The 26,992-nt window shown below is 72.5% G+C and carries 26 protein-coding genes; 16 read left to right on the forward strand and 10 right to left on the reverse strand.

The features are described from left to right. The first annotated feature begins 45 nt into the window (after nt 1-45). Together coaE and OG206_RS24700 are read left to right on the forward strand one after the other, a co-directional pair. Nucleotides 46-648: a dephospho-CoA kinase gene (gene coaE / locus OG206_RS24695; protein WP_327119674.1), complete on the forward strand. Its 603-nt coding sequence runs from the start codon at nt 46-48 to the stop codon at nt 646-648. A gap of 73 nt (nt 649-721) precedes the next feature. After that, nucleotides 722-1,090, forward strand: coding sequence for a tetratricopeptide repeat protein (locus tag OG206_RS24700; protein ID WP_327119677.1), 369 nt, complete (start codon nt 722-724; stop codon nt 1,088-1,090). Nucleotides 1,091-1,267: 177 nt separating this feature from the next. Here the strand turns inward: OG206_RS24700 and OG206_RS24705 are convergent, their stop codons facing one another. Continuing rightward, on the reverse strand, nt 1,268-1,594 hold the full coding sequence (locus OG206_RS24705; protein WP_327119679.1) for a DUF6343 family protein: 327 nt from the start codon (nt 1,592-1,594) through the stop codon (nt 1,268-1,270). Between the two features lie 84 nt (nt 1,595-1,678). Here OG206_RS24705 and OG206_RS24710 point away from each other — a divergent pair, with 84 nt between their 5' ends. From OG206_RS24710 to OG206_RS24720, 3 genes are all read left to right on the forward strand, one after another. After that, nucleotides 1,679-2,824, forward strand: a complete 1,146-nt coding sequence (locus OG206_RS24710) for an ADP-ribosylglycohydrolase family protein (RefSeq protein WP_327119681.1) — start codon at nt 1,679-1,681, stop codon at nt 2,822-2,824. Nucleotides 2,825-2,861: 37 nt separating this feature from the next. Further along, nucleotides 2,862-3,566 carry a class I SAM-dependent methyltransferase gene (locus OG206_RS24715; protein WP_327119683.1) on the forward strand — a complete coding sequence of 235 codons (705 nt, stop codon included), beginning with the start codon at nt 2,862-2,864 and terminating at the stop codon, nt 3,564-3,566. Between the two features lie 223 nt (nt 3,567-3,789). Further along, a complete protein-coding gene (locus OG206_RS24720; protein ID WP_327119685.1) occupies nt 3,790-4,260 on the forward strand; it encodes a DoxX family protein in 471 nt (156 codons plus the stop codon). Here OG206_RS24720 and OG206_RS24725 read toward each other — a convergent pair. After that, nucleotides 4,242-4,595, reverse strand: a complete 354-nt coding sequence (locus OG206_RS24725) for a hypothetical protein (RefSeq protein ID WP_327119687.1) — start codon at nt 4,593-4,595, stop codon at nt 4,242-4,244. The genes OG206_RS24720 and OG206_RS24725 overlap by 19 nt on opposite strands. A gap of 246 nt (nt 4,596-4,841) precedes the next feature. Here OG206_RS24725 and OG206_RS24730 point away from each other — a divergent pair, with 246 nt between their 5' ends. The 3 genes from OG206_RS24730 (at nt 4,842) to OG206_RS24740 (ending at nt 10,082) form a co-directional block, all read left to right on the forward strand. Further along, complete coding sequence (locus OG206_RS24730) at nt 4,842-5,807, forward strand: slipin family protein (protein WP_327119689.1); 966 nt, start codon at nt 4,842-4,844, stop codon at nt 5,805-5,807. 151 nt (nt 5,808-5,958) lie between these two features. After that, entirely contained in the window at nt 5,959-8,808 is a 2,850-nt protein-coding gene (locus OG206_RS24735; protein ID WP_327122394.1) for a DEAD/DEAH box helicase, read from the forward strand. Continuing rightward, entirely contained in the window at nt 8,805-10,082 is a 1,278-nt protein-coding gene (locus OG206_RS24740) for an SWIM zinc finger family protein (protein ID WP_327119691.1), read from the forward strand. Before OG206_RS24735 ends, OG206_RS24740 begins: the two co-directional genes overlap by 4 nt. A gap of 62 nt (nt 10,083-10,144) precedes the next feature. Here OG206_RS24740 and OG206_RS24745 read toward each other — a convergent pair whose 3' ends face one another. Together OG206_RS24745 and OG206_RS24750 are read right to left on the reverse strand one after the other, a co-directional pair. Beyond that, a complete protein-coding gene (locus OG206_RS24745) occupies nt 10,145-10,774 on the reverse strand; it encodes a peptidase (protein ID WP_327119693.1) in 630 nt (209 codons plus the stop codon). Continuing rightward, a complete protein-coding gene (locus tag OG206_RS24750; RefSeq protein WP_327119695.1) occupies nt 10,771-11,982 on the reverse strand; it encodes a pyridoxal phosphate-dependent aminotransferase in 1,212 nt (403 codons plus the stop codon). Before OG206_RS24750 ends, OG206_RS24745 begins: the two co-directional genes overlap by 4 nt. Before the next feature lie 87 nt (nt 11,983-12,069). Here OG206_RS24750 and OG206_RS24755 point away from each other — a divergent pair, with 87 nt between their 5' ends. From OG206_RS24755 to OG206_RS24765, 3 genes are all read left to right on the forward strand, one after another. Then, nucleotides 12,070-12,759: a winged helix-turn-helix transcriptional regulator gene (locus tag OG206_RS24755; RefSeq protein ID WP_327119697.1), complete on the forward strand. Its 690-nt coding sequence runs from the start codon at nt 12,070-12,072 to the stop codon at nt 12,757-12,759. A 58-nt stretch (nt 12,760-12,817) separates the two neighbouring features. Beyond that, entirely contained in the window at nt 12,818-13,345 is a 528-nt protein-coding gene (locus OG206_RS24760) for a cupin domain-containing protein (RefSeq protein WP_327119699.1), read from the forward strand. 67 nt (nt 13,346-13,412) lie between these two features. Next, nucleotides 13,413-14,054 carry a uridine kinase gene (locus OG206_RS24765; protein WP_327119701.1) on the forward strand — a complete coding sequence of 214 codons (642 nt, stop codon included), beginning with the start codon at nt 13,413-13,415 and terminating at the stop codon, nt 14,052-14,054. Here OG206_RS24765 and OG206_RS24770 read toward each other — a convergent pair whose 3' ends face one another. The 4 genes from OG206_RS24770 to OG206_RS24785 form a co-directional block, all read right to left on the reverse strand. Beyond that, the gene (locus OG206_RS24770) at nt 14,055-14,963 is read right to left on the reverse strand and encodes a carbohydrate kinase family protein (RefSeq protein WP_327119703.1); all 909 of its coding nucleotides are present in this window, start codon (nt 14,961-14,963) and stop codon (nt 14,055-14,057) included. Next, the gene (locus OG206_RS24775) at nt 14,960-15,919 is read right to left on the reverse strand and encodes a pseudouridine-5'-phosphate glycosidase (protein ID WP_327119705.1); all 960 of its coding nucleotides are present in this window, start codon (nt 15,917-15,919) and stop codon (nt 14,960-14,962) included. The genes OG206_RS24770 and OG206_RS24775 overlap by 4 nt, the downstream gene beginning before the upstream one ends. A gap of 70 nt (nt 15,920-15,989) precedes the next feature. Further along, nucleotides 15,990-17,198, reverse strand: a complete 1,209-nt coding sequence (locus tag OG206_RS24780; RefSeq protein ID WP_442805961.1) for an MFS transporter — start codon at nt 17,196-17,198, stop codon at nt 15,990-15,992. A gap of 220 nt (nt 17,199-17,418) precedes the next feature. After that, the gene (locus OG206_RS24785; RefSeq protein ID WP_327119709.1) at nt 17,419-17,964 is read right to left on the reverse strand and encodes a methylated-DNA--[protein]-cysteine S-methyltransferase; all 546 of its coding nucleotides are present in this window, start codon (nt 17,962-17,964) and stop codon (nt 17,419-17,421) included. A 473-nt stretch (nt 17,965-18,437) separates the two neighbouring features. Here OG206_RS24785 and OG206_RS24790 point away from each other — a divergent pair, with 473 nt between their 5' ends. The 5 genes from OG206_RS24790 to OG206_RS24810 all read left to right on the forward strand — a co-directional run bounded on the left by OG206_RS24790 (nt 18,438) and on the right by OG206_RS24810 (nt 25,507). Beyond that, nucleotides 18,438-19,310, forward strand: coding sequence for an MHYT domain-containing protein (locus OG206_RS24790; RefSeq protein WP_327119711.1), 873 nt, complete (start codon nt 18,438-18,440; stop codon nt 19,308-19,310). Between the two features lie 39 nt (nt 19,311-19,349). Further along, a complete protein-coding gene (gene uvrB, locus OG206_RS24795) occupies nt 19,350-21,470 on the forward strand; it encodes an excinuclease ABC subunit UvrB (protein WP_327119713.1) in 2,121 nt (706 codons plus the stop codon). 131 nt (nt 21,471-21,601) lie between these two features. Continuing rightward, on the forward strand, nt 21,602-22,180 hold the full coding sequence (locus OG206_RS24800) for a TerD family protein (RefSeq protein ID WP_327119715.1): 579 nt from the start codon (nt 21,602-21,604) through the stop codon (nt 22,178-22,180). Between the two features lie 116 nt (nt 22,181-22,296). Beyond that, nucleotides 22,297-24,243 (forward strand): TerD family protein, encoded by a 1,947-nt coding sequence (locus OG206_RS24805; RefSeq protein ID WP_327119717.1) that lies wholly within the window; start codon nt 22,297-22,299, stop codon nt 24,241-24,243. Nucleotides 24,244-24,508: 265 nt separating this feature from the next. Beyond that, a complete protein-coding gene (locus OG206_RS24810) occupies nt 24,509-25,507 on the forward strand; it encodes a TerC family protein (RefSeq protein ID WP_327119719.1) in 999 nt (332 codons plus the stop codon). A gap of 66 nt (nt 25,508-25,573) precedes the next feature. Here OG206_RS24810 and OG206_RS24815 read toward each other — a convergent pair whose 3' ends face one another. Then, complete coding sequence (locus tag OG206_RS24815) at nt 25,574-26,230, reverse strand: MBL fold metallo-hydrolase (protein WP_327119721.1); 657 nt, start codon at nt 26,228-26,230, stop codon at nt 25,574-25,576. Nucleotides 26,231-26,240: 10 nt separating this feature from the next. Next, nucleotides 26,241-26,930: a maleylpyruvate isomerase family mycothiol-dependent enzyme gene (locus OG206_RS24820; RefSeq protein ID WP_327119723.1), complete on the reverse strand. Its 690-nt coding sequence runs from the start codon at nt 26,928-26,930 to the stop codon at nt 26,241-26,243. Nucleotides 26,931-26,992 lie beyond the last annotated feature (62 nt).

Genomic DNA, 26,992 nt, shown 5'->3' on the forward strand with positions numbered 1-26,992 from the left:
GGGTGTCCCGCAGGAGCGCCGCAGGGCAGCCCCTATGCTCGGCGCATGCTGAAAGTGGGCCTGACCGGCGGGATCGGCGCCGGCAAGAGCGAAGTGTCGCGGCTGCTCGCACATCTGGGAGCCGTGGTGATCGACGCCGACCGGATCGCGCGCGAGGTCGTCGAACCCGGCACCCCGGGGCTCACGGCCGTCGTCGAGGCCTTCGGGCCGGACATCCTCAAGCCCGACGGCTCCCTCGACCGTCCCGCGCTCGGCTCGATCGTGTTCTCCGATCCCGGTCGCCTGGCTACGCTCAACGGCATCGTGCACCCGCTGATCGGGGCCCGGTCGGCCGAGCTGGAACGGGCCGCCGCGGCGGGCGCCGTCGTCGTCCACGACGTACCGCTGCTCACGGAGAACGGCCTGGCCCCGCTCTACGACCTCGTCGTGGTCGTGGACGCCAGCCCCGAGACGCAGCTCCACCGGCTCGTCACGCTTCGCAGCATGACGGAGTCCGACGCCCGGGCGAGGATGACCGCGCAGGCCACTCGCGACCAGCGGCTGGCCGTCGCCGATCTCGTCGTCGACAACGACGGTCCGCTCGACGAGCTGGAACCCCAGGTGCGCAGGCTGTGGTCGGAGCTCACCGCGAAGGCCGCCGCCACCTGACCCCCACGACCGGACGGAATACCGGCCCGCGACCGGATGTTGAGAAGCGGAACGCGAGGGGAAGGATAGGACCGTGCCCGAGAGCAACCCGGAAACACATGTCATCGACTTCCGTGCGGCGGAGCAACTGCTCGCCGCACGGGACCCCCGGGGCGCGGTGAAGCTGCTCGACTCCGTGATCGCCGCCCACCCGGAGAACACGGCGGCCAGGCTGCTGCGTGCCCGGGCCTTCTTCGCCGCCGCGCAACTGCGCCCGGCCGAGCTCGAATTCGAGCTCGTCCTGGAGCGCGAACCCGACAACGCCTTCGCGCACTTCGCGCTGGCCCGTACCTTCCAGCGGGCGGGACGCCCGGAGCAGGCCATGCGTCACTTCCGGCTGGCCGCGGCGCTCGACCCGAAGCCGGAGTACCTCCAGGCCGCGCGCTTCGACGACAGGCCGTGACCGCAGCGGCCCCGGAGGCCTGCTGCGGAGACCGTGCGTGAGGCCCTGTTCACGGGAGCGCGCCCTGACGACCCGCCCTGACCACCACACGCACCGACCGCGCGCGACCGCGGTACACGCTTCAGGTCCCCCGCCGCCGCCGCGGGGGACCGTAAGGCGTGGCCCTGCGGCGACCGCTCACGGCCGCTCGTCCCGGCCACCTGTCCCCACCCGCCGCGGCGGGTCACCCCGGCCGTGACGACTCCGGCCGACCGGCTCGGGGACGTACGGAGGGACGTCCCTGCCGGGCTGGAAGCGCGCGCCCTGCCGCATGTGGCGGACCACGAGGCAGAAGTCCGTGACCGTGACCACCAGCAGCACGCCGCAGGCGGTCGCCCAGCCGGCACGGCCGACGATCAGGAAGGCCGCCAGGCCGAACGCGGCCCAGAGCATGCCCCATAGACTCAGCCAGAGTCGCATCCGCAGGGGACTGCGCGCAGTGGACGGTTCACTTCCGGTACGCATCTCCATCGCCTCCCCTCCAGCATGACCCCGCGGAGCGGTGCAGGGGAAACCCGATGACGGCACGACGACGACGGGAAGCGGACTGTGACGACGGCGGAGCAAGGACGTGCGGCGCGCGGCGCGACTTCGTGGGGCGGCGCCGTCCGGCGGGCCAGGGTCCGGGGCACGCTTCTGGGCGGTGCGATCGGTGACGCACTGGGCAACCCGGTCGAATTCCTCTCGCTCGACGGGATCCGCCGGGCGCACGGCGAGCGGGGCATACGCGGGTTCGTCCCCGACGAGGACGGCGTCACCGGGCGCGTCACGGACGACACCCAGATGACCCTGTTCACGGTCGAGGGCCTGATCAGATCCCATGTCCGGGCCGCCTCCACGGGTATCGCTGGCACCGAGGTCCCGTTCGTCCGCAATGCCTACCTGCGATGGCTCGACACCCAGAACCACCCGTCACCCCCGGCCCGCGGCGGGGAGAACCAGGTACGCACCGGGTGGCTCAGGCAGCAGCCCTGGCTGTACGCGCGCCGGGCCCCCGGCAACGCGTGTCTGACCGGGCTGTCGTCCGGCCACACACCGGGCACGGAGACGCCGCTCGCGCTCCCCGGCGCGGTGAATCCGCACTCCAAGGGCTGCGGCACCGTGATGCGGTCGGCCCCCTTCGGCCTGCTGGGCGAGGAGGCGGCGACCGGCTTCGGGCTGGCCGCCAGGTGCGCGCTGATCACCCATGGACACCCCACCGGGGCATACGCGGCGGGTGCGTTCGCGGCGATCGTCACGTATCTGCTGGAGGGCGACTCCCCGGAGGGCGCCGTGCTGCGCGCCATGGAACTGCTGGGCCGCCATCCCGGCCACGAGGAGACGACCGCCGCACTGCGGGCCGCGGTCGTCCTTGCTGCGCGCGGCCGGCCGGCGGCCGAGCGGGTCGAGACCCTGGGTGCGGGCTGGGTCGCCGAGGAGGCCCTGGCCATCGCCGTGTACTGCGTGCTGGTGCTCCCGGAGGCCGACGAGGTGGCCGAGGCGCTGCTGCTCTCGGTCAATCACTCGGGCGACAGCGACTCCACGGGCGCGGTCTGCGGCAACCTGCTGGGCGCCCTCCACGGGGACGCGGGGCTGCCGGCGTCGTGGCTCGCCGCGACCGAGGGCAGGTCGGTGATCGCGGAGCTCGCCGACGACCTGTGCATGGAGTTCGAGCACCCGGTGGCGTGGCCGGAAAACCGCTACCCGGACCGCTGAGGAGGAACGCCGCGTGCCGCCGGGACGTTCGGGCGGCATGAGCGGACAACTGACACGTCAGGGACATGCGGGGACGGGGCCCGGCTCGATCACCCCCGACGGCTGCGCGGTCGAGCTGTACGCACGGCTGTCCGCCGGTACCGAGCCCGAGGTGATCGGATCGGTCGTGCCACCGGGGGCGAGCGTGCTCGAACTCGGCTGCGGGGCAGGCCGGGTGACACATCCGCTGGTCGGACTCGGATATGCCGTGACCGCGGTCGACGAGTCGGCGCAGATGCTGGAACGCGTCCGTGGCGCCCGCACGGTGCGGAGCCCCATCGAGTCGCTGGACCTCGGGGAGGAGCGCTTCGACGCTGTCGTGCTGGGCTCGTTCCTGGTGCACAGCAGCGAACACCGGGTACGGGACGGGCTGCTGCGGACCTGCCGTACGTACGTGAAGGACGGCGGAGTCGTGCTCGTGCAGCGGGAGGGCGCGGTCTACCACACCGACGTCCCCCGGGAGCGGGAGGACTCCGCCGCCGGCTGCGTCATCCGGATCCTGTCCGCGGACCCCGTCGGCGACGGGGTGGACGAGGTGCGCGCGGAGTACGTCTTCGAGGACGCGCGCTGGACCCAGACGTTCCGGTCGCGGCGGCTGTCCGTGGAGCGGTTCGAGACGTATCTGGGGGACGCCGGCCTCGTCGTCGACCGTTATCTCACCCCGGACGGTGTCTGGGTGCTCGCCAGGCCGGGCGAGCGCTGAACACGACGACCCCCGGGCGGGTGCCGGGCCGGCCGCGGAGCGGTCGGCGAGCAGGTCGGGCGAGGGCGCACCGGGAGTTCCGGATCGAGGGCGCGTGGTGCGATGAGTTCCGGGACCCGGAGCGGTCTGTCTCCCCGTAAGCGTAAGCGCCGGTGAGGCCCGCGGCAGGAGTCGCGCCCCTCATGGGCGCACTCCACCCATGAGGCACTCCGAGGAGACCGCCATGTACGGAACCACCACTCCCGTCCCGAGCGACGCCCGAGGCGTTGCCGCGCCGCGCCGCCGGATGGCCTCCGCCGCCCTGACCGGGGCGCGCTACGCGCTCGCGCTGTTCCTCGGCTTCAGCGCGGTGGCGAAGCTCGTGGCCCACGACTCCGCCGTCGCGTCCTTCGGCCGGATGGGCTGGGGCAGTGGCGCGATGTACGCGATCGGTGGCCTGGAACTCGCCGGAGCGGTGGCCCTGTTGGTCCCGCTGCTGGCCGGCGTGGCGGCCGTCGCCCTCGTCGGGCTGCTGGCCGGGGCGGCCGTCGTCCAGCTGACCCTGCTCGATCCGCCGAACGCGGTCATGCCGGCGGTGCTCGTCGTCCTGGTCGTTCTCATCGCGCGCGAACGGCGCGAGCGGACCGCGCACCTGTTGGCACTCCTGCGCGGGCGTGGGCGGGAGGCCGGTGCGGGTCAGTGGATGAAGCGGTAGCTGCGCCACAGGGTGCGCGGGGTGTTGGTGTCGGTGAACGTCGTCGCCACATAGGCGGTCCCGCGGCCGGAGCAGTCGGGGGTGGGGTACAGGACCATGTCGATCAGGGTCCGGTTGTCGACCTTGCTCGCGCCCCCGGGCGCGAGCTTGTGGCAGCCCTTCACCGACGGGCTGTGCACGCTGACGACCTTGTCCCCCTCGGTGACGTAGGTGACCGGTCCGACCGCGGTACGTCCGAGGCCGGAACAGCCCGTGACGGTCAGGGTGAGGACGGCCGCGCCGACCGCGATGCGGGTACGTCGGCGGAGAACGGTGGGGGTCGCGCTGAGGGACATGGGCGGGTCCTCATCTGCTCGTCCGGCTCATCGGTACGTCACAGAGACGTGCTGGCGCTGGCCACCCTGCCCGGTCCACCCGGTCTCGGCATCCGGTGGGCGGCCGGCCGGGGCCGTTGACACCCGGACAGGGGTTCGCGGATGCCGGGATCGGGCATATCGTGGTAACAGGGATGATATGGAAGGGCGCGGCAGCGCATTCCCGGACGGAGTACCGCGACGCGCTCCCGGAAGCGGGGTGTCGTGATGGTCCAGGTACTCGTGATCGCGGTGGTGGCGGTGCTGTCGGTCTGCGCGCTCTACGCCATGGCCGCTGCGCGGGTCGTCAAGCAGTACGAACGAGGTGTGGTGCTCCGCCTCGGGCAGCTCCACGACGAGGTGCGCCGCCCAGGACTGACCATGATCGTTCCGGGTGTCGACCGCCTCCGCAAGGTCAACATGCAGATCGTCACGATGCCGGTGCCGGCCCAGGACGGCATCACGCGGGACAACGTCACGGTGCGGGTCGACGCGGTCATCTACTTCAAGGTGGTGGACGCCGCGAGCGCGGTCATCCAGGTGGAGGACTACCGGTTCGCGGTCTCCCAGATGGCGCAGACGTCGCTGCGGTCGATCATCGGCAAGAGCGACCTGGACGACCTGCTGTCCGACCGGGAGAAGCTGAACCAGGGCCTGGAGCTCATGATCGACAGCCCTGCCGTCGGCTGGGGCGTGCAGATCGACCGGGTCGAGATCAAGGACGTCTCCCTGCCGGAGACGATGAAGCGTTCCATGGCCCGGCAGGCCGAGGCCGACCGTGAGCGGCGCGCACGGGTCATCAACGCCGACGCGGAGCTGCAGGCGTCGAAGAAGCTCGCGCAGGCGGCCCAGCAGATGTCCACCCAGCCCGCCGCGCTGCAGCTCCGCCTGCTGCAGACCGTGGTCGCGGTCGCCGCGGAGAAGAACTCCACGCTGGTACTGCCCTTCCCCGTAGAACTGCTCCGCTTCCTGGAGCGCGCACAGCAGGACCGGCCCCAGACGTCCGGGGACGGGGTCTCGCCGGATGCGGCGCCCGCCGGGCCCGATTCCCCCGCGCCGGACCTCTCCGCCGGGGACCCGGATTCCGAGGGGGCCGGGCCGGAGGCGGACGGCCTGCCCGAATTCGACCCCCCGGAGCAATCGGAGTCCGCCGCGGAGCGGGAGTCCGGCGCGCTGCCCTTCGTCCGCCACTGAACCTGCCCCGCCCGTGGGGACACGGCCGGGACGGAAGGCTGTCACACCCCCCGCCTAGACTCGTCCGAACAGGCGAAGTGCGACCGGACCGAGGCAGGAGGGGGTGGTGCACGTGGTGCGGCAGACGTCCGACGAGACCACCGACCGGCTGATGCGGTGCGCCGCCGTGTTCGTGCCGGACGCGCTCCCGAGGGACGGCCGGATCGCGTTCTGGGACCCCGAGGGTGCGGTCGGTCCGATGAGCCACTTCGGGTACCCGGGCCCGGGCGGCACCCCGTACACCGTCACCGACATCACGGTCGTCGTCCCCGACGGCGACGGCGGCGCCCGCACCCGGACGGTGCCCGCCGTGGAACTCCCCGTCGCGGACGCGGTCCCGCTGCTCGCCCGGGCCCGGCACCGGGCCGTGGCCCACCCCGCGACCCGTGCCTGGGGGGCCGCGGCGCTGCACGCCCTCACCCTTGTCGCGCGCGGCAGACTCCTGCCGGGCCTGACCGCGGAGGACCACGACGCGTGGCGGGCCGGACCGCGCGATGCCGAGGACGTCGCCCATCTGAGAGCCGTCGCCGCCTCGATGCCGCCCGAGGGACACGCCGTCCCGACAGGGAGCGCACCCCTGCGCGTCCCCGAACCCCGCGCACTGCTCGGTGCGTTCCTCGACGCCGTCGCCGACACCCTGCCCCGGACACCGGCCGCCGCCCACGCCATGGGCGCGCCCTTCGCCGCCCACGAAGCGCAGCACCTGCCGGACGCCCGCGCATGGGCCGTCGACGTGGCCGCCGGGCTCGACGCCGGGGTGCGGATCTCGCTCCGCCTCGACCTGTCGTCGTACGACGCCTTCGACCGCGCCGACGAGGCCCCGGAGACGGCGGCGGAGGGCGGCGGCACCCCACGGCATGCCGCCGCGGCCATCACCCAGGTGCACAGCCTGGCCGATCCGACCTACGTCACCGACGCCGCCGCGCTGTGGAGCGGTGCGGCCGGCGAACCGTTCGGGCCGAGGGCGAGGATCGACGCCGTGCTCGCGCTGCGCCGCGCCGCACGTGTCTGGCCGCCACTGGAGCGGCTGCTCGACCAGCCCGTGCCCGACGTGCTCGCCGTCACCGAGGACGAACTCTACGAGCTGATCGGTGCCGCCGGAGCGCGCCTCGCGGACGCGGGGGTCGCGCTCCACTGGCCCCGGGAGCTCGCCCGCTCGCTCACCGCTGCGGCCGTGGTCCGGCCCGCGCCGGGTTCCGCCACCGACGGCACCTCCTTCTTCGACGCCGAACAGCTCTTCGCCTTCGACTGGCAGCTGTCCCTGGGCGACGACCCCCTCACCGAGGCGGAGATGGACACCCTGGCCGAGGCGCACCGGCCCGTGGTGCGGCTGCGCGACCAGTGGGTCGTCGTGGACCCCGCGCTCGTCCGCAAGGCGCGCAAGCGGGAGCTCGGACTCCTCGACCCCGTCGACGCGCTCGCCGTGGCCCTGACCGGCAGCGCGGAGGTCGACGGCGAGCAGGTCGAGGCGGTGCCGGCCGGGGCGCTCGCCGCCCTGCGCGAACGCATCCTCGACGAGGACGCCACCCTTCCGGCTCCGCCCGGTCTCGACGCCACCCTCCGCGACTACCAGCTGCGCGGGCTCGCCTGGCTGGACCGGATGACGTCCCTCGGCCTCGGCGGCTGCCTCGCCGACGACATGGGCCTGGGCAAGACGATCACGGTCATCGCGCTCCACCTGCACCGGGCGCACGCCGCCCCCACGCTGGTGGTCTGTCCGGCCTCCCTCCTCGGCAACTGGCACCGCGAGATCACCCGCTTCGCGCCCGGCGTGCCCGTCCGCCGTTTCCACGGCGCCGACCGCACGCTCGCCGGCCCCGACGGCGGCTTCGTGCTGACGACCTACGGCACGATGCGATCGAGCGCCGAGCAGCTCGCCGGCCACACCTGGGGACTCGTCGTCGCCGACGAGGCGCAGCACGTCAAGAACCCGCACTCCTCCACGGCCAGAGCACTGCGCACCATCCCCGCCCCGGCCCGCGTCGCCCTGACGGGCACCCCCGTCGAGAACAACCTCTCCGAGCTCTGGGCCCTGCTCGACTGGACCACGCCCGGTCTGCTCGGCCCGCTCAAGGCCTTCCGCTCACGGCACGCCCGGATCGTGGAGAACACCGGCACGGCCGCCGGCCTGGGCAACGAGGAAGCGGTCGAGCGGCTCTCCCGGCTGGTCCGTCCCTTCCTGCTGCGCCGCAAGAAGTCCGACCCCGGTATCGCACCCGAGCTGCCGCCCAAGACCGAGACCGACCACCCCGTCTTCCTCACCCGGGAACAGGCCACGCTGTACGAGGCGGCGGTCCGCGAGACGATGGCGTTCATCGAGCAGTCGGAGGGCATCGCCAGGCGCGGGCTGATCATGAAACTGCTGGGATCGCTCAAGCAGATCTGCAACCACCCCGCGCAGTACCTGAAGGAGGAGCCGACCCGGCTCGCCGGGCGCTCGGGCAAACTCGCCCTGCTCGACGAGCTGCTCGACACGATTCTTTCCGAGGACGGCTCCGTCCTCGTCTTCACCCAGTACGTGTCGATGGCGCGGCTCCTCGCCGCCCACCTCGCCTCCCGCGCGATCCCCTCCCAGTTGCTGCACGGCGGTACACCGGTGCCCGAACGGGAGCTGATGGTGGACCGCTTCCAGTCCGCCGAGGTCCCCGTCTTCCTGCTCTCCCTCAAGGCGGCCGGCACCGGACTGAACCTCACCAGGGCCGCCCACGTCATCCACTACGACCGGTGGTGGAACCCGGCGGTCGAGGAGCAGGCCACCGACCGTGCGTACCGCATCGGGCAGACCCAGCCCGTGCAGGTGCACCGGCTGATCGCCGAAGGCACGGTAGAGGACCGGATCGGCGAGCTCCTGGAGTCCAAGCGGGCCCTCGCCGACGCCGTGCTCGGCTCGGGCGAGGCGGCGCTGACCGAGCTCAGCGACCGCGACCTGGCCGACCTCGTGTCGCTGAGGCGGACGCCGTGAGCCCCGGCGCCGGTCCGGCGGCGCGGCCGGGCCCGGACGACCTGCGGCGCACCTTCGAGGCGGTGCCCGCCCGTGCCGCGGCCGCAGACGGGCCCTTCGCGGACAGCTGGTGGGGCCGGGCCTGGGTCGACGCACTGGAGTCCCTGTCGATGGACGGGGCGCGGCTCGCCCGCGGCCGTACGTACGCCGACGGCGGTCACGTCGCCGCGGTCACCGTCACCCCGGGCAGGGTCATCGCCTACGTCCACGGCAGCCGCCCCCGCCCCTACCGTGCCGAGCTCCACCTGCGTACGTTCTCGGCGGCCGACTGGGACACGTTCCTCGACGCGGTCGCGGCCAGGCCCGGGCACCTGTCCGCACTGCTCGACAAGGAGATGCCGCACTCCCTGGTGGACACGGCCGACGGGATCGGCATCCGGCTGCTGCCCACCGCCGGTGACCTGGACCCGGACTGCTCGTGCCCGGACCGGGGCCGGCCCTGCAAACACGTGGCGGCGCTCTGCTACCAGACGGCACGGCTGCTGGACAGCGATCCGTTCGTCCTGCTGCTGATGCGCGGCCGAGGCGAGCGCGAACTCCTCGACGAGCTCGGCCGCCGCAACGCCGAGCATTCCGCCCGCGAGCGTCCCGAAGCCGCCACGATGCCCTCCGTCCCCGCCGGCGAGGCCCTGGCCGAGCGCTTCCTGCCGCCGCTTCCCGCGCCGCTGCCCGTCCCGCCGCACCCCGGGGAGCCGCCGGGCTACCCGGAGCTGCCCGGTGCCCGCGACCCGCTCGGCCTCGAACACCTCGCCTCCGACGCCGCCGCCCGTGCCCACGCACTCCTGACCACCGGGGAGGACCCGCTCGCCGGCTTCGACACCTGGCAGGACGCCGTGCGGATCGCCGCGTCCAGGCCCACCGCCGGGCTCACCGCCACGACCAGGGCGCTGTATCGCGAGCTCGCCTTCGCCACCGGCCGCAGCACCACCGATCTGGCCCGGGCGGTCGCCGCCTGGCGGCAGGGCGGCGCCGAGGGGCTCGCCATGCTGGAAACCCCATGGGACCCGCCGGCCGGCCCGTTCGACCGGGCCAGACCGGCCCTCGCCGCGGCCGACTTCCCGCGCTTCCAGCCCTGGCGCAACCACCTGACCAACGCGGCGGGCACGCTCCAGCTCCGCTTCGCCCACGACGGCAGGTGGTACGGCTACGAGTCCGACCCCGGAGAGGACGACTGGTGGCCCCGGGGAGCACCGGACCCCGACCCGGTCGCGACTCTCACGGCGCTACGGCACTGACCCGCGGTCCGGCGGCCGCGTCCGCGGCGCGATCAGCGGTTCTCCGGTGGCGGCTCCGGGCGTCAGCCGCCGGCCGTACCGCCCGGCAGGGACACTCCGCGGCGGGCGAAGAAGCGCTCGAAGACCGGCAGCGTCAGGGTCGCGTCACGCGTCCCCGCCGTCGTCCCCGACGGGTTGTGGAAGTGCACGCCGTCCCCGTCCGCCGCACGGGCGGTGACCAGCACGAGGTGGCCGCCACGCCCGGGGGCCGGTGTCCCCGGATGCCTGATGCCGTAGTGCACCGACGCCATGACGCTCCGCCCCTCGTCCAGCAGTCCGAGCAGTGCGGCGGGGGACAGTTCGCGGTGGACGACCGCGTCGAGGCCGTGCACTTCGGACGCGTACCGGGCGAAGGGCGCGTAGACCAGCCCCTTGATCACGCCGTCGGTGTCCTCGGTGTAGGCGTCGTACTTCACCGCCCCGTCCCGCAGCGTGAACAGGTCCGGAGAGTCCGGGCCCAGCGCCATGCGCAGACACGTCATGCCGCACAGGTGCCCGGACCAGCGTGCGTATTCGGCGGGCGACGAGGCGCCCGATTCCGCCCACCGGGGGTCCTCCGCCGGGTCGAGGCCGCCCTCCACGATCGAGCCCACCAGATCCGGCGAGGCGAACTGCGTGAGGACGGGGACGTGGCAGGCCCGGCAGATCGTCACTGGCGGTATCCGTTCAGGAAGCGGCCGATGCGGCTGATCGCCGCGTCCAGGTCGTCGGCGTGCGGCAGGGTGAGGATGCGGAAGTGGTCCGGGCGGGGCCAGTTGAAGCCGGTGCCCTGCACCACCTGGATCTTCTCACGCAGTAGCAGATCGAGGACGAAGCGTTCGTCGTCGACGATGGGGTGCACCTTCGGGTCGATGCGTGGGAACGCGTACAGGGCGCCCTTCGGCTTCACGCACGACACCCCGGGGATCTCGTTGAGACGCTCCCACGCCCGGTTGCGCTGTTCGTGGAGCCTGCCGCCCGGGGCCACGAGCTCCCGGATGGACTGCCGGCCGCCGAGCGCGGCCTGGATCGCGTACTGCGCCGGGGCGTTGGGGCACAGCCGCATGGAGGCGAGCGTGGTCAGACCCTCCAGATAGCTCCGGGCGTGCTGCCGCGGGCCGGACACGACCATCCAGCCCGAGCGGAACCCGGCGACGCGGTACGTCTTGGACAGCCCGCTGAAGGTGAGGCAGAGCAGGTCCGGCGCCAGGACGGCAACGCTGTGGTGCTCGGCGTCGTCGTAGAGGATCTGGTCGTAGATCTCGTCGGCGAAGACCATCAGGCCGTGCCTGCGGGCCAGGTCGAGCATCCCGTCGAGGACCTCGCGGGAGTAGACGGCGCCCGTCGGGTTGTTCGGGTTGATGATCACCAGGGCCCTGGTGCGGTCGGTGATCTTCGCGGCCATGTCGGCGAGGTCGGGGTTCCAGTCCGCCCCCTCGTCGCAGGTGTAGTGGACGGCCCTGCCGCCCGCCAGCGTGGTGACCGCGGTCCAGAGCGGGTAGTCGGGGCTGGGGATCAGGATCTCGTCGCCGTCCTCCAGGAGCGCCTGCACCGCCATGGAGATCAGCTCGGACACACCGTTGCCGAGGAAGATGTCGTCCACGTCGACGTCGGCGAGCCCCATCGCCTGGTAGCGCTGGGCCACGGCGCGGCGCGCGGACAGGATGCCGCGTGAATCGGTGTAGCCGTGCGCCTGGGGGAGCATCCGGATCATGTCCTGGACGATTTCCTCCGGTGCCTCGAAGCCGAAGAGCGCCGGATTGCCCGTGTTGAGCCGCAGGACGCTGTGGCCCGCTTCCTCGAGGGCGTTGGCCTGTTCGATGACCGGACCCCGGATCTCGTAACAGACCTCGTCGAGCTTGCTGGACTGCCGGAACTCCATGCGGTGCCTCCCCAACCCTGGATTGCGATACTTGGTTTTACCAAGCTCGGGCTTGGAAAGTCCAACAACATGTCTAGACTGCGTCTCATGCCTCGTCAGCAACAGCCCGCACGCCCCGCCCGCCGCCGGAGCTACGACCAGTACTGCGCCGCCGCACGGGCCCTCGACTCCGTCGGTGACCGGTGGACGCTGCTGATCGTCCGTGAACTGCTGGCGGGTCCACGCCGGTACACCGACCTGCACGCCGATCTGCCCGGAGTGAGCACGGACGTACTGGCCTCCCGGCTGAGGGACATGGAGCAGGGGGGCCTCGCCGTGCGCCGCAGGCTCCCGCCCCCGGCGGCGGCGGCGGTCTACGAACTGACCGAGCACGGCCGGGGACTGCTCCCGGTCCTCACGGCCCTCGCCCGGTGGGGGGCGCCCGCGCTCGCCGAGCGCCGCCCCACCGACGCGGTCAGGGCGCACTGGTTCGCGCTGCCCCTGCTGCGCGCCCTGGACGGCCTCACGCGTCACGGGGTCGTCGAAGTGAGGCTGGAGGAGGGGGAGTTCCACATCAGTACCGGAGCGGAGACAAGCGCCGGCCAGGTGTACGGCTACGGCCCCGCCGTGCAGCCGGACGCCTGCCTCGCGCTCACCACCGACGTGGCCCTGGCCATCGGGCGCGGCGACCGCACGCTCGCCGAAGCGGTGCGGGACGGAGTCGCGCAGGTACTCGGCGACGGCCCCCTCGCCGCCGAACTCCGTGCGGGCCCGACAGCAGCGCGCCTGACGCGCTGAGCCCAACTCGGCGGTAGCGTGTGGGCGTTCATCGGGCGCGGATGCTGAGGAGTCGTTCATGGGATTCGGCGGGACGATCGGTGCGAGGAGCGGCAGCGGTGCGAAGAAGTGGCGGGCGGGACGCAGAGCCCTGCTCGTCGGTGCGGGTGTCGGTGTGCTCGGACTGCTGCCGGCGGCCGCGGTCGCCACACCGGGCAGCGGGGTGAGCGCCACGGTCGTCGCCGTCGGCACGTCCCAGGGCAAGCTCAAGGTGAAGACACCGAAGGGCCGCACCGACGTGACCTTCCGGGAGATCACCGTGGCGCCCGGCGGGTCCACCGGCTGGCACACGCACAGCGGGCAGTTGATCGCCGTCGTCAAGTCCGGGACGCTGACCAGGACCCTCGACGACTGCTCCGTCGAGGTGACGCCCGCGGGTACGTCCTTCATCGAGCCGTCCGGCACCCGACACCGGCACATCGGACGGAATCTCGGGACGGAGCCCGTCGTGCTGTGGGTGACCTACCTCCTCCCCGCGGGCAGCGCACTCTCCGACGACGCGGACGCGGTCGCCTGTCCTGCCGCCCGGGGCGCGTCCGCCGGCTGAGCCGTCACCTGCCGGAGGGTGCGCGAGATCCCCACGCATCACACGCGCGGGGGGCGATGATGCCTACGTGCGATATGAAGCCATCACCTGGGAAAAGCTGGCCGGCACCCTCGCGGCCCACGCCGACGGACTCGAACCGGCCGACGGCGGGTCCTGGTTGCGGATCGGGGTCGACGGCGCACCGGCGGCCCGCCCGGAGGAGCCCGCCGGACGCCTGGCCGAGGCGCTGCGCTCCCTCGGGCGCCCCGTGCTCACCGTCTCCACCGACGGCTTCCTGAGGCCGGCCAGTCTGCGCTACGAGTACGGCAAGGAGGACCCCGACAGCTACGCCGACGGCTGGTTCGACACCGGCGCGCTGTGGCGGGAGGTGTTCCGGCCGCTGGACGCGGGCGGCAGCGGGCGCGTACTGCCCGACCTCTGGGACCCCGTCACGGACCGGGCGACCCGCAGCCCGTACGTCGAGCTGCCCGAGGGCGGGGTGCTCGTCCTGCACGGCCCGCTGCTCCTCGGCCAGTGGTTCCCCTTCGACCTGGGCATCCACCTGAGCCTCACCCCGGGGGCGCTGCGACGGCGCACCGCGGAGGACGAGCGGTGGACTCTGCCCGCCTTCGCGCGGTACGACGACGAGGTCGCACCGGCAGCCCGCGCGGACGTGGTCGTACGCGCCGACGACCCCAGGCACCCGGCGTGGACAGGCCTCGGCGGATGACTACGCGGGTCGACCCGGACCGGGACGCCCGCCCAGCGTGGCGACCGCGTCCGCCCCCGCCCGGCAGCCCGCCCGGGCCGCCGCGACCTCGTCCGCCCCGGCGACGAGGGCCGCGAGGAAGCCCCCGGTGAACGCGTCACCCGCCCCCGTCGAGTCCACCGGCACCGCTCCCGCCGCGGCGGGCACGCGTGCGGTCACCGCGCCGCCGGAAGCCAGCACGACACCCCGGTCCCCGAGCGTGACGGCGACCCGGCCGGCGTGACGGCTCAGCTTGGCCGCCGCGTCCGCGGGGTCCGGCAGTCCGGTCAGCTCACGCGCCTCGTCCGCGTTGGGCAGCAGCAGGTCCACACCGTCGACCAGACCGAGGAACGCCCCCGCGCCCAGCTCCGCCAGGAAACCCGCCGACGCCGGGTCCACGCTCGCCGGTACGCCCCGGAGGCGTGCCTCGCGCAGGGCCAGCAGCGCCGTCGTCCGGCTGGGTTCCCCGAACAGGAGGTAACCGGAGACGTGGAGGCGGGCGACACCGTCGAGCAGCGCCGGGGACCAGTCGTCGGGACACAGGCGCAGGACCGCGCCGCTGTCGGTGAGGAAGGTGCGCTCCGCCGAGGGGTCGACGAGGGCCACCACCGTGCCGCTCGGTACCTCCGCGTCCACGGCCAGCAGCGGGCACACCCCCGCCCTCCGCAGCACTTCCCCGTGCCAGGACACCGACTCGGCACCGGCCCGGGCGAGCAGCCGTACGGTCCGGCACCCCGAACGTGCTGCCCAGCACGCCACGTTGGCACCCGCGCCACCGGGCAGCGTCGTGATCCGCGCGGGCGTGTCCGTGCCGTGGACCGGCGCCGAGGCGTGCCGGACGACCACATCGGTCACCACCTCCCCGACGACGAGCAGCGCGCCGCCGCTCACCGTGCCGCCGCGACGGCGATCCGCGCGGCCAGCCGCACATTCCCGCGCACGGCCGCGAGATTGGCCTCCAGGGAGGCACCGCCGGTCTCCCGCATCAGGTACTCCAGGAGGAACGGGGTGACGGCCTGCCCCATGACGCCCTTGCTGCGGCAGGCGTCCAGGGCGCGCGCGAGCACCCGGTCGTGCAGCTCCGGATCCAACTGATCCTTCTCCGGCACCGGATTGGCGACGATCAGCGAGGCCTGCGCGCCGCCCAGCTCCTCCCGGGCCCGCATCACGTCCGCCACCTCCTGCGGCGTGTCCACCGTCCAGTCGACCGGCTCGCCGGAACTGCTCAGATAGAAGCCGGGGAAGTACTCCGTGCCGTAACCGAGGACACCCACGCCGAGCGTCTCCAGGCGCTGAAGGGTGGCGGGAACGTCCAGGATCGACTTCACGCCCGCGCACACCACCGTGATGCCGGTACGTGCGAGGAGGCGGAGATCGGCGGACTCGTCCTGGGTCTGCGCCCACTCCCGGTGCACACCGCCGAGCCCGCCGGTCGCGAAGACGCGCAGGCCGGCCCCGGCCGCGAGGAACGCCGTCGCCGACACGGTGGTCGCCCCGCTCGCGCCCAGGGCCAGCGCGGGCGCGAGGTCGCGGTGACCCAGCTTGCGCACGTCCGGGTCCACGGCGACGCGCTCCAACTGGGTTGCGGTCAGGCCGACGTGCGCCCGTCCGTCCAGCACGGCGACCGTGGCCGGCACGGCTCCCGCCTCGCGTACGGCCTCCTCCAGTTCCTCCGCGACCCGGAGATTCCGGGGGCGTGGCAGGCCGTGCGCGATGATCGTCGACTCCAGGGCGACGACGGGTGCGCCCGCGCCGAGGGCTTCGCGCACCTCGGCGGAGAGCAACGGGGCGTAGCGGCCCGTCTCCTGATGGTCCGACGTCGCTGATGACGATGGGTTCAGAGGCATGCCCCATCCCTGTCGCGGGGGCCCCGGCCGCAAACCCGCACGGCCGGGTCGTTCACGACCCGCCCGGAGGTCAGGCCTTCGCGGAGTCCCGGTCGGGCCGCACGAGCGACCTGCGCAGCGCCAGCGCGGCCATCGGCAGGAGGAGGCAGGCGGCGGCCGCGTTGAGCCAGCCGTATCCCAGCCGGGAGACGATCACTCCGGCGAGGGCGCCGCCCACGCCCGCCGCCGTGTTCATCGTGAGGTCGGAGAGTCCCTGCACGGCTGCCCTCGCGGCCTGCGGCACGGAGTCCGTGAGCAGCGCCGAACCGGCGACCAGCCCCGCGGACCAGCCGAGGCCCAGGACGAACAGACCCGCGGCCGTCCGGGCGTGACCGCCGCCCGACGTGCCGGCCAGCAACGCCGCGCAGCACAGCAGTCCGGCGGCCAGCCCGATCACGGCCAGTCGTCCGACCCGGTCGGCGAGCCGGCCCATGACGGGGGAGAAGGCGTACATCCCCGCGATGTGCCCGCTGATCACCAGGCCGATCAGCTGGATGTCCGCGCCGTGGTGCCCCAGGTGGACGGGGGTCATGACCATGATGGAGACCATCGCGGTGTGGGACACGGCGACGGTCACCAGGGCCAGCCTCGCCATCGGGGAGGCGCGGACCGCCGCGACGCCCGCCCGCAGCGATCGGTTCGCGGCGGTCGCCGTGTCCTGGGGGGCGAGTGCGCGTGCGGTCAGCAGCGGGTCCGGGCGCAGCAGCACGGCGACCAGGACGCCGGTGATCAGGAAGATGCCCGACGCCCAGGCGAAGGGACCCGCCGTCTCGGGCACGAAGGTGTCCCTGAAGACGTGGCTCGCCGGGGCGGCGATGTTGGGGCCCAGCACCGAACCGATCGTGGTGGCCCAGATGACGGTGGCGATCGCGCGGCCGCGCCGGTCCGGCTCCGCGAGGTCGGCGGCCGCGAACCGCGCCTGGAGGTTGGCCGACGAGCCGGCCCCGAAACCGGCCATCCCGAGCAGCAGCAGCGGGAAACTGCCCATCACGGTGGCGGTCACCACCAGGAGGGCCCCGGCCGATCCCATCAGATAGGCGAGGACGAGTCCAGGGCGCCTGCCCCGTGACGCCATCAGCGCGGCCAGCGGCAGGGACAGGAGCGCCGTGCCCGTCACGGACGCGGTGGGGGCGAGCCCCGACAGGGCCTCGGACCCGCTCACCTCGGCCGCGAGCACAGGGGCGAGGGCGATACCGACGGCCACGCCGAGGCCGCCGAGTATCTGGCTGCCGATGAGCACGGCGGAGGTCCGGCGCTGCAGCGCCGGCAGATCGGCGGCGGTGATCCGTGAGGGGGAGGAGGCTGTCGTCACCGCCGCAGTGTGCCAGCTCGCACCCGTGTACGACATCGGCCCGAGGGGCGGGGCCCGGGCTGCGGCGCCCCGGTCGTGCCGTAAACGGAAGCCCGCCGGGCCGGGCCACGGTGCGCCGGGCGCCGCGCGACCCGGAGCGCCCGGCGGCTCAGAACAGAGGCTGCGGGAGCACACCCTCGATGGCCAGCAGCTGCCGCTTCGTCTCCAGCCCTCCGCCGAACCCGCCGAGGCCCCCGTCGCTCTCCACCACCCGGTGGCACGGCACCACCACCGGCAGGGGGTTGGACCCCATGGCCGCGCCCACGGCCTGCGCCCCGTCGGGCCGGCCGACCCGGGCGGCCAGGTCGCCGTACCCCACGACCGCCCCGTACGGCACGCCGGAGGCCAGCTCGCGGAGCACCTCACGGTGGAAGCCGGAGGTCAGTGACCAGTCCAACGGGAGCGAGAAATCCCGCAGTTCCCCGGAGAAGTACGCGGCGAGCTGGCGCACCGGCTCGGCCAGCAGCGCGGAATCCGGCGCCCGGACGGGCTCCGCGCCCAGCCGTGTCCGCAGCTGCGCGAGTGCCGTGTCCAGGACCGGCGGGCGGGCGTGGAAGCCCACGGTCACCAGCCCCGCCGGGGTCGCGGCGAGCAGGAGGGGTCCGATGGTGCTCGGCACGACGGACCACTCCACGACCTGCTCGCTGCTCTCCATGGACCAACCGTACGGCCGGCCACCGACAACGCCCCGGGGCGTGCGGTCGGTGGGTGAGTCCCGCGGGCCCCGGGGCGTGCGGTCGACGGCTTGGGTCCGCGCCACGTCCGGGTGGCCGGTGATGACGCCGTCCACGCCGGAGCCGGCCACCGCCGGGGTGCCCAGGAAGCCGGTGACGACGTCCGGGCGACGGTTTTCACACTCTCTGCACCGGGGCTTCGGCCGGCCGGCCGGAGGTCGAACGCGAGTGCGGTCGAGCCCCCGGGGGTGACGGGGAGACACCGCGCGTCCTGAGGACCCCGGCCACCCTCCGAAGCGCGCCAGAACGATGACGGTCATGATGTGAACGGATTGTCGGGACCGGAACCGGAGCGCCTCCGGGGCCGGATAAAATGCCGTTCTTATGTTTGCCTGCCGGGCCTTGCCCTTTAGGGTCACCCCCGAACCCGGGCCACCGCGAAGGGCGTACACGCATGCAGGGCACAGTTGACGGATTCACCTACGGCCTAGTGACGCCGCTGACGGCATTCGTCATGGCGTGCCTGGGCGCGGCCCTCGGCCTGCGCTGCACCACACGCTCCCTGCGCACGCGCGGCGTCTCCAGAGCCGGCTGGCTGGCCCTCGGCGCGACCTCCATCGGCTCGGGCATCTGGACGATGCACTTCATCGCGATGCTGGGCTTCACCGTCCAGGAGGCCCCGGTCACCTACGACCGGCCCCTCACCTACGCGAGCCTCGCCGTGGCGATCCTGATGGTCGGCATCGGCATCTTCCTCGTCGGCTACCGGGGTGCCACGCGCATGGCGCTGGTCACCGGCGGGACCATCACCGGCCTCGGCGTCGCCTCGATGCACTACCTCGGCATGGCCGGAATGAACTTCGACGGCGAGTTCGCCTACGACACCCTCACCGTCTCGCTGTCCGTCGTCATCGCCGTGGTCGCCGCGACAGCGGCCCTGTGGGCGGCCGTCTCCATCCACGGCTTCCTCCCCAGCCTCGGCGCCAGCGTGGTCATGGGCGTGGCCGTGAGCGGCATGCACTACACGGGCATGGCCGCGCTCGTCGTCCACCTGCACCCCGGCGCCGCGGCGTCGCCGCCCGGCGAGGCCCCGACCTCGCTGCTCCTGCCGATGATGGTCGGGCCCGGCTGCTTCCTGCTGCTGGCCGCCGTGGTCGTGATGATCGACCCACTCGTGGTGACCGGTGGCCACGAGGAGCCCGCGCGGGAGTCCGGGCAGGCGCCCCGGCGCGGCGGGCACATGACGTCGATCCCCGTCCAGCGCCGCCCTCCGCGTGCCTACGAGACCGCCTCGCGCAGGGAGTACCGGCAGTCGCGCGAGCGTTGATCCGACGCCGTTGTCAGTGGGTGGCCGTACCGTGGATGCATGCGGCCAGTCTCGAAGATCGAACGTTCTGTGGCGCCTTTCGAGGTCGTCAGTCCCTATCGGCCCAGCGGCGACCAGCCCGCGGCCATCGCGGAGCTGGACCGGCGTGTGCGCGCGGGCGAGAAGGACGTGGTCCTCCTCGGCGCGACGGGCACGGGCAAGTCGGCCACGACCGCCTGGATGATCGAGAAGCTGCAGCGCCCCACCCTGGTCATGGCACCGAACAAGACGCTCGCCGCCCAGCTGGCCAACGAATTCCGCGAGCTCCTCCCGAACAACGCCGTGGAGTACTTCGTCTCGTACTACGACTACTACCAGCCCGAGGCGTACGTCCCGCAGTCGGACACCTACATCGAGAAGGACTCCTCGATCAACGAGGAGGTCGAGCGGCTGCGGCACTCCGCCACCAACTCGCTGCTCACCCGGCGCGACGTCGTCGTCGTCGCCTCCGTCTCGTGCATCTACGGCCTCGGTACCCCGCAGGAGTACGTGGACCGGATGGTCCAGCTCAAGGTCGGGGACGAGGTCGACCGCGACGCGCTGCTCCGCCGCTTCGTCGAGATCCAGTACACCCGCAACGACCTGGCGTTCACCCGCGGGACCTTCCGGGTCCGCGGCGACACCATCGAGATCTTCCCGGTGTACGAGGAGCTGGCCGTCCGCATCGAGATGTTCGGCGACGAGATCGAGGCGCTGTCGACCCTCCACCCGCTCACCGGTGAGGTCATCAGCGAGGACCAGTCGCTCCACGTCTTCCCCGCGAGCCACTACGTCGCGGGCCCCGAGCGCATGGAGAAGGCCGTCACCGGCATCGAGCAGGAGCTGGAGCAGCGCCTCGCCGAGCTGGAGAAGCAGGGCAAGATGCTGGAGGCCCAGCGGCTGCGCATGCGCACCACGTACGACATCGAGATGCTCCGCCAGATCGGCACCTGCTCCGGCGTCGAGAACTACTCGATGCACTTCGACGGCCGCCTCCCGGGCACCGCCCCCAACACCCTCCTCGACTACTTCCCCGAGGACTTCCTCCTCGTCCTGGACGAGTCGCACGTGACCGTGCCGCAGATCGGTGCGATGTACGAGGGCGACGCCTCCCGCAAGCGGACCCTCGTGGACCACGGCTTCCGGCTCCCCTCGGCCCTGGACAACCGACCACTGAAATGGGAAGAGTTCCTCGGCCGGATCAACCAGACGGTGTACCTCTCCGCGACCCCCGGAAAGTACGAACTGTCCCGCGGCGACGGGTTCGTCGAGCAGATCATCCGGCCCACGGGGCTCGTGGACCCGGAGGTCGTGGTCAAGCCCACCGAGGGCCAGATCGACGACCTGGTCCACGAGATCCGCAAGCGGACCGAGAAGGACGAGCGAGTCCTGGTCACCACCCTCACGAAGAAGATGTCCGAGGACCTCACCGACTACTTCCTCGAGCTCGGCATCCAGGTCCGCTACCTCCACAGTGACGTCGACACCCTGCGCCGTATCGAGCTGCTGCGCGAGCTGCGCTCCGGCGAGTACGACGTCCTGGTCGGCATCAACCTCCTGCGCGAGGGCCTCGACCTGCCGGAGGTGTCGCTCGTGGCCATCCTCGACGCCGACAAGCAGGGCTTCCTGCGCTCGGGCACCTCGCTGATCCAGACCATCGGCCGCGCCGCCCGTAACGTCTCGGGGCAGGTCCACATGTACGCCGACAAGATCACCCCGGCGATGGCGCAGGCGATCGACGAGACCAACCGGCGCCGGGAGAAGCAGATCGCCTACAACACCGAGCGCGGTGTCGATCCGCAGCCGCTGCGCAAGAAGATCAACGACATCGTGGCGTCCATCGCCCGCGAGGAGGTCGACACCGAGCAACTGCTCGGCAGCGGCTACCGGCAGGCGAAGGACACCAAGGCGCCCGTCCCCTCGCTCGGGGGCAAGGCCGCCGCGGGAGGCAAGGCGAAGAAGGGTGCCGTGGCGGTCACCGACCGCCCCGCCGCCGAGCTCGCCGGGATCATCGAGGAGATGACCGACCGGATGCGGGCGGCCGCCGCCGACCTGCAGTTCGAGGTGGCCGCGCGCCTGCGGGACGAGGTGGGGGAGCTGAAGAAGGAGCTGCGCCAGATGAGGGAGGCGGGGCTGGCCTGACCGGTGGGGCCCGCAGTGTTGCAGGACCGACACAAAAACGGCCTACCACTGCTTCTCGCCCCGGCGCACTGGCTAGGGTGCGGGGACGCCGCACACCGATGGTTGCGGGGCAAGCGGAGAGGGGACAGCGCGTGACGGTCAACATGACCAAGGGCCAGGCCATCAGCCTGCAGAAGAGCGACGGGGGGACCCTGACCGCGGTACGGATGGGGCTCGGCTGGCAGGCGGCCCCGCGCCGCGGGCTGTTCGGTTCACGCACCCGGGAGGTCGACCTGGACGCGTCGGCGGTGCTCTTCGCCGACAAGCAGCCCGTGGACGTCGTGTTCTTCCGCCACCTCGTCAGCGACGACGGCTCGGTCAAGCACACCGGCGACAACCTCGTCGGCGGCGCGGGCTCGGGCGGCGACGACGAGGCCATCCTGGTCGACCTGCAGCGGGTCCCGGTCCACATCGACCAGATCGTCTTCACGGTGAACTCCTTCACCGGCCAGACGTTCCAGGAGGTGCGACACGCCTTCTGCCGCATCGTCGACGAGACCAACGGCCAGGAGCTCGCCCGCTACACGCTCGACGGCGGGGGCCAGTACACGGCGCAGATCATGGCGAAGGTGCACCGCTCCGGCGCCGGATGGCAGATGACCGCCCTCGGCAACCCCGCCAACGGCCGGACCTTCCAGGACCTGATGCCGGCGATCCTGCCGCACCTGTAGACCCGCGGGGGCCGTACCCGGCCCGCACCATCCGTACGAGCAGCTCCCGGAGGCAACAGCCGCCGGGAGCTGCGCCCACGGCAGGGCTCCACATCGAACGTCGAGGGGACGGGGCAATGACGGCCGAGCTGGTCCGGGGGCAGAACCACGCCTTGCCCCGGACCCGTCTGGAGATCAGGGTGTCGGCGGGCTCGCCCGTCGTCGCCGGGGCCACCCTCGGGGACGAGCGGGGCACGGTCCGCGGCGTCGAGTGGATCGCCCATCCCGGCTCGCACCGGCTGCCCGGGCTGGAGGTGTCGCAGCAGGCGGCGGCCGATCACCGGCTGGCCGTCGATCTCGACGCACTGCCCGACGCGGTGCACCGCGTCACCGTTCTCCTGGCGCTGCCCCTGGGTGCCGGACGGCCCGCCCGGTTCGGCGCCGTCGCCGCGCCGTTCGTCGCCGTCACGGGACTCGACGGCACGGCGATCGCCACCTTCACCCTCACGGGACTGGACACCGAGTCCGCCGTGACCGCCGTCGAGCTCTACCGCCGCCAGGGCGTCTGGAAGGTGCGTGCCGTCGGCCAGGGATATGCCGCGGGACTCGCCGAGATGCTCGCCGACCAAGGCCTTCCCGAGGCGGCGGAGCTGGCCGCCTCCATCCAGGAGGCGGTGGTGTCCGGACTCGCCCGCTCCGTGGCGCCCCCGCCGCGTACCCCGGACGGTGAGGGGGGCCGCCACCCCGCGGGCCCCGTGCCGGCCGCGGGGGACACCCGGCCCGATGCCCCGGGGCCGGGTCCCTCCCCCGTCCCGCAGGGCGAACGCACCGCCCCGCAGGGCGCCGACGCGACCGCCGGCGGGCCCGTCGACTACGCGCACCCGCGTCGTCGGGCCTCCGCCCCGCCCCCGCCCCCTCCGGCGGCGCCGCCCACCGCGCCCGGACAGCCCGCGCAGCCCGTCGCCGGCGACGCCACGGGCTGGTCCATGGACGAGCGCCTCTACAACCAGATCTGGGGCATGTTCGAGGACCTCGCCCGAGCGGTCGCCGCCCACCGCAGCGCCGTCGACTTCGCCGAGTCCCGCATGGACCAGGAGCTCGAACGGACCCTCTCCGACCCGCGCAGCCGCATCGGCGGGACGGGTGACCGGGCCCGGGCCGAGGCCATCGCCAGGCGTGACGAGCTGACCGCCCGGGCACGCGAGGTGCTCGACCGCGACCTGGCCCAGCTGGCCGCCGAGGCCGCCGTCGTCGAGCCGGCCCTGCCCGCAGCGTACGCGGGCTGGGACAACCCCGTCTGGCACGCGTACCGCGTTCCCATGGAGATCCCCATGGCGCTGCGCATCGGTGACCTCCACCTTCCCGAGCGGGCCGACCTGCGCATCCCTTTGCTGGTGCGGCTGCCGCTGGAGCGGGGGATCTGGGTCGACAGCGGCCGCACCGCCTCCGAGGCCGCCGCGGCCACGGACGGTGACCAGCTGCGCGGGCTCGCGATGGGGACCGCGGTGGCCCTGGCGGCGCGGCTCATCGCCGTCCATCCCGCCCACGAGTTCTCGGTCCACGTCATCGACCCGGCGGGGTCCGGCGCCGGCGCTCTCGCGCCCCTGGTCGCCGCGGGCGCCCTCGACGGGCCGCCCGCGGCCGGCGCCGCTGGCGTGTCCTCGGTGCTCGCGCAGCTCACCCGGCGCGTGGACCTGGTGCAGATGGCGATCCGGGCCGGCGCCGCCGACTCACTGCCACCGGACCTGGACCCCGGCGAGCAGCTGTTGATCGTCAACGACTTCCCGCACGGTTTCGACGACCGTGCCGTCACCCAACTGCGTTACCTCGCTGACGAGGGCCCCTCGGTGGGCGTGCACCTGATGATGGTGGCCGACCGGGAGGACGCCCGCGCCTACGGCCCGGTGCTCGACCCCCTGTGGCGTTCCCTGCTGCGCATCACCCCCGTGGCCGACGACCACCTCGCCGACCCCTGGGTGGGGCACGCGTGGACGTACGAGCCCCTCAGGACTCCTCGGGGCAGTCGCGTCCTGGAACAGGTCCTCGCGCTGGTGGCGGCGGCCCGGCGCGACGGTCGCCGCTGAAGGCCGAGGCCTGCCGCGGGTCACGTCCCGCTCGCCCCTGACCAGGTACTTTGATCACGGCTTGGCAAGGACTTTACCTTTTCTTGGTGCTTCATGTACTGTTCTTGGTGCGGAGGGGAGTACTCCCGATCGCGGCGTTCCCGTCAGTACGGACTGTGACCGGTCCCGGGGCGTCGGCCCGGCGCGCAGCCCGCGCTCCCGGGTGGAAGAGACCTCCGGCAGCGACGACGCTGATCTATAGCCGTAGCGAACTGCCGGAGGCGCAGTGGACGTTTCATGGACTCTTTGGGCGCTGACCATTCTCGGTCTGAGTGCCCTCATCGCCGTCGACTTCTTCATCGGGCGCAAGCCCCATGACGTGTCGACCAAGGAAGCCGGAATCTGGACCGTCGTCTGGATCGCGCTGGCCGCTTTCTTCGGGCTCGGTCTGCTGGTCTTCGGCGAGAGCCAGGCCTCGGGCGAGTTCTTCGCCGGCTTCATCACCGAGAAGTCGCTGAGTGTCGACAACCTCTTCGTCTTCGTCCTGATCATGGCGAAGTTCTCGGTGCCCTCCCACCTGCAGCAGCGGGTACTCCTCGTCGGTGTGCTGATCGCCCTGGTCCTGCGTGCGATCTTCATCGCCGCCGGCGCCGCGGTCATCGCCAACTTCTCGTGGGTCTTCTACATCTTCGGCGCGTTCCTGATCTACACCGCCTGGAAGCTGATCCAGGAGGCGCGGGCCGACGACGAGGACGAGGAGTTCGAGGAGAACCGGCTCCTGAAGTCGATCGAGCACCGCTTCGGCGTGGCCGACAAGTACCACGGGACCAAGCTCTTCATCCGGAACAACGGCAAGCGCGTCATGACCCCGCTGATGGTGGTCATGCTCGCCATCGGCACCACCGATGTGCTCTTCGCGCTCGACTCCATCCCCGCGATCTTCGGCCTGACCCAGGACCCGTACATCGTGTTCACGGCCAACGCGTTCGCCCTGATGGGTCTGCGGCAGCTGTACTTCCTCATCGGCGGCCTGCTGAAGAAGCTGGTCCACCTCAGCTACGGCCTGTCGGTGATCCTCGGATTCATCGGGGTCAAGCTGGTGCTGCACGCACTGCACGAGTCCGGGGTGCACGTCCCCGAGATCTCCATCCCGTTCTCCCTCACCGTCATCTGCGGCGTCCTGGTGGTCACCACGATCACCAGCCTGATCGCCACCAGGAAGAAGACGGCGGCCGAGGAGGCCGCCAAGGAGGACGGCAACGAGAACGTCGGCGCGCGGAAGTAGCGCCGGGCGGACAAGCCGACGGCCGGGCCCCCAGGGGGTGCCCGGCCGTCCGGCGTTCCCGTCGCCTCACCAGCCGCGCTTGCGCCACTCCGGCAGGTGCGGCCGCTCGGCTCCGAGCGTCGTGTCGTGCCCGTGCCCCGGGTAGACCCACGTCTCGTCCGGCAGCCGGTCGAAGAGCTTGGTCTCCACGTCGTGGAGCAGGCTCGCGAACGCCTCGGGATCCTTGTGCGTGTTGCCGACCCCACCGGGGAAGAGGCAGTCCCCGGTGAAGAGGTGCGGGGCGCCGTGCGGGTCGTCGTAGACCAGGGCGATCGAACCGGGGGTGTGCCCCGTCAGGTGCCTGGCGGTCAGCGAGACGGTACCGACCCGGATCGTGCCGCCGTCCTCGACCGGCTCATCGGTCGGGACGGGGATCCCCTCGGCGTCGTACCTCCCGGCGTACGTACGCGCTCCGGTCGCGGCCACCACCTCGTCCAGGGCCTGCCAGTGGTCGCCGTGCCGGTGCGTCGTCACGACGGACGCGATGCCGTCCTCCCCGATCAGGCGCAACAGGATCGCGGCATCCGCGGCGGCGTCGATCAGGAGCTGCTCACCCGTGTTCCGGCAGCGCAGCAGATACGCGTTGTTGTTCATCGGCCCGACGGCGACCTTCGAGATCATCAGATCCGTCAGTTCGTGCACATCCGCGGGTCCGCCGACCCTGACCGCTCCGCTGTACGTCATGTGACGCAGCCTATAGCGGAGGCAGAGCGGGGAGGCCGCCGCCTTCGGCGGTGAGCGCGGAGCCGTCGCGGCGCCCGCAGAGCCAGCCGAGGATGTCCGCGGCGCTGCCCCGGACCGTGACCGCGGCGCCGTCGGCGCCGCCGCCGGTGGTCCAGATCCGGCCGTCCCCGGTGACCGCCGTGGTGGGGACGACACCGGGGTGCCCGGCGAACCGCTCCGCGAGGAAGTCGTTCTCCCGGATCACGAACTCCTCCGGCAGGTCCTCCAGCTCGTAGCCCGCCCCGAGATCGACGTGGTGCAGTTCGACCTCCACCCACCTGCGGAAGGGGATCCGGGAGGCGGAGTCCGTCACGCCGTTGCGCAGGGTGACCGTGCGCGACCAGTCGGCCGGCGTCGCGGCGGCGGCCAGGAAGGCCTCGCCGCTCCCGCGCAGATCGGCGAGCTGCTCCTCGAGCGGACGGGGTGCGTCCCTCTCGATGTCCGCGTCCCGGGTTTCGCTGTTCGCGTACATCGGACGCCCGTGGAGAACATTTACGAGGGCGTCGGCGTTACGTGACAGGTGGGCAAGAACATGGCCGCGGCTCCAGCCCGGCAGTCGTGAGGCTCCGGCAAGGAATCCGTCGTCCGTCTTGCCCGTGGCACTGAGCAGCCGATCGGTCGCTTCACGTACAGCTTCCAGGTCACGCGCATGGTCGATCATGCGCCGAGCGTAGCCTCCGACACTCGTTCGGGTGAAGGTGTCTGCGGTCGTCCGTAAATCGA

The sequence above is a fragment of the Streptomyces sp. NBC_01341 genome (assembly GCF_035946055.1).
Lineage (GTDB): Bacteria > Actinomycetota > Actinomycetes > Streptomycetales > Streptomycetaceae > Streptomyces.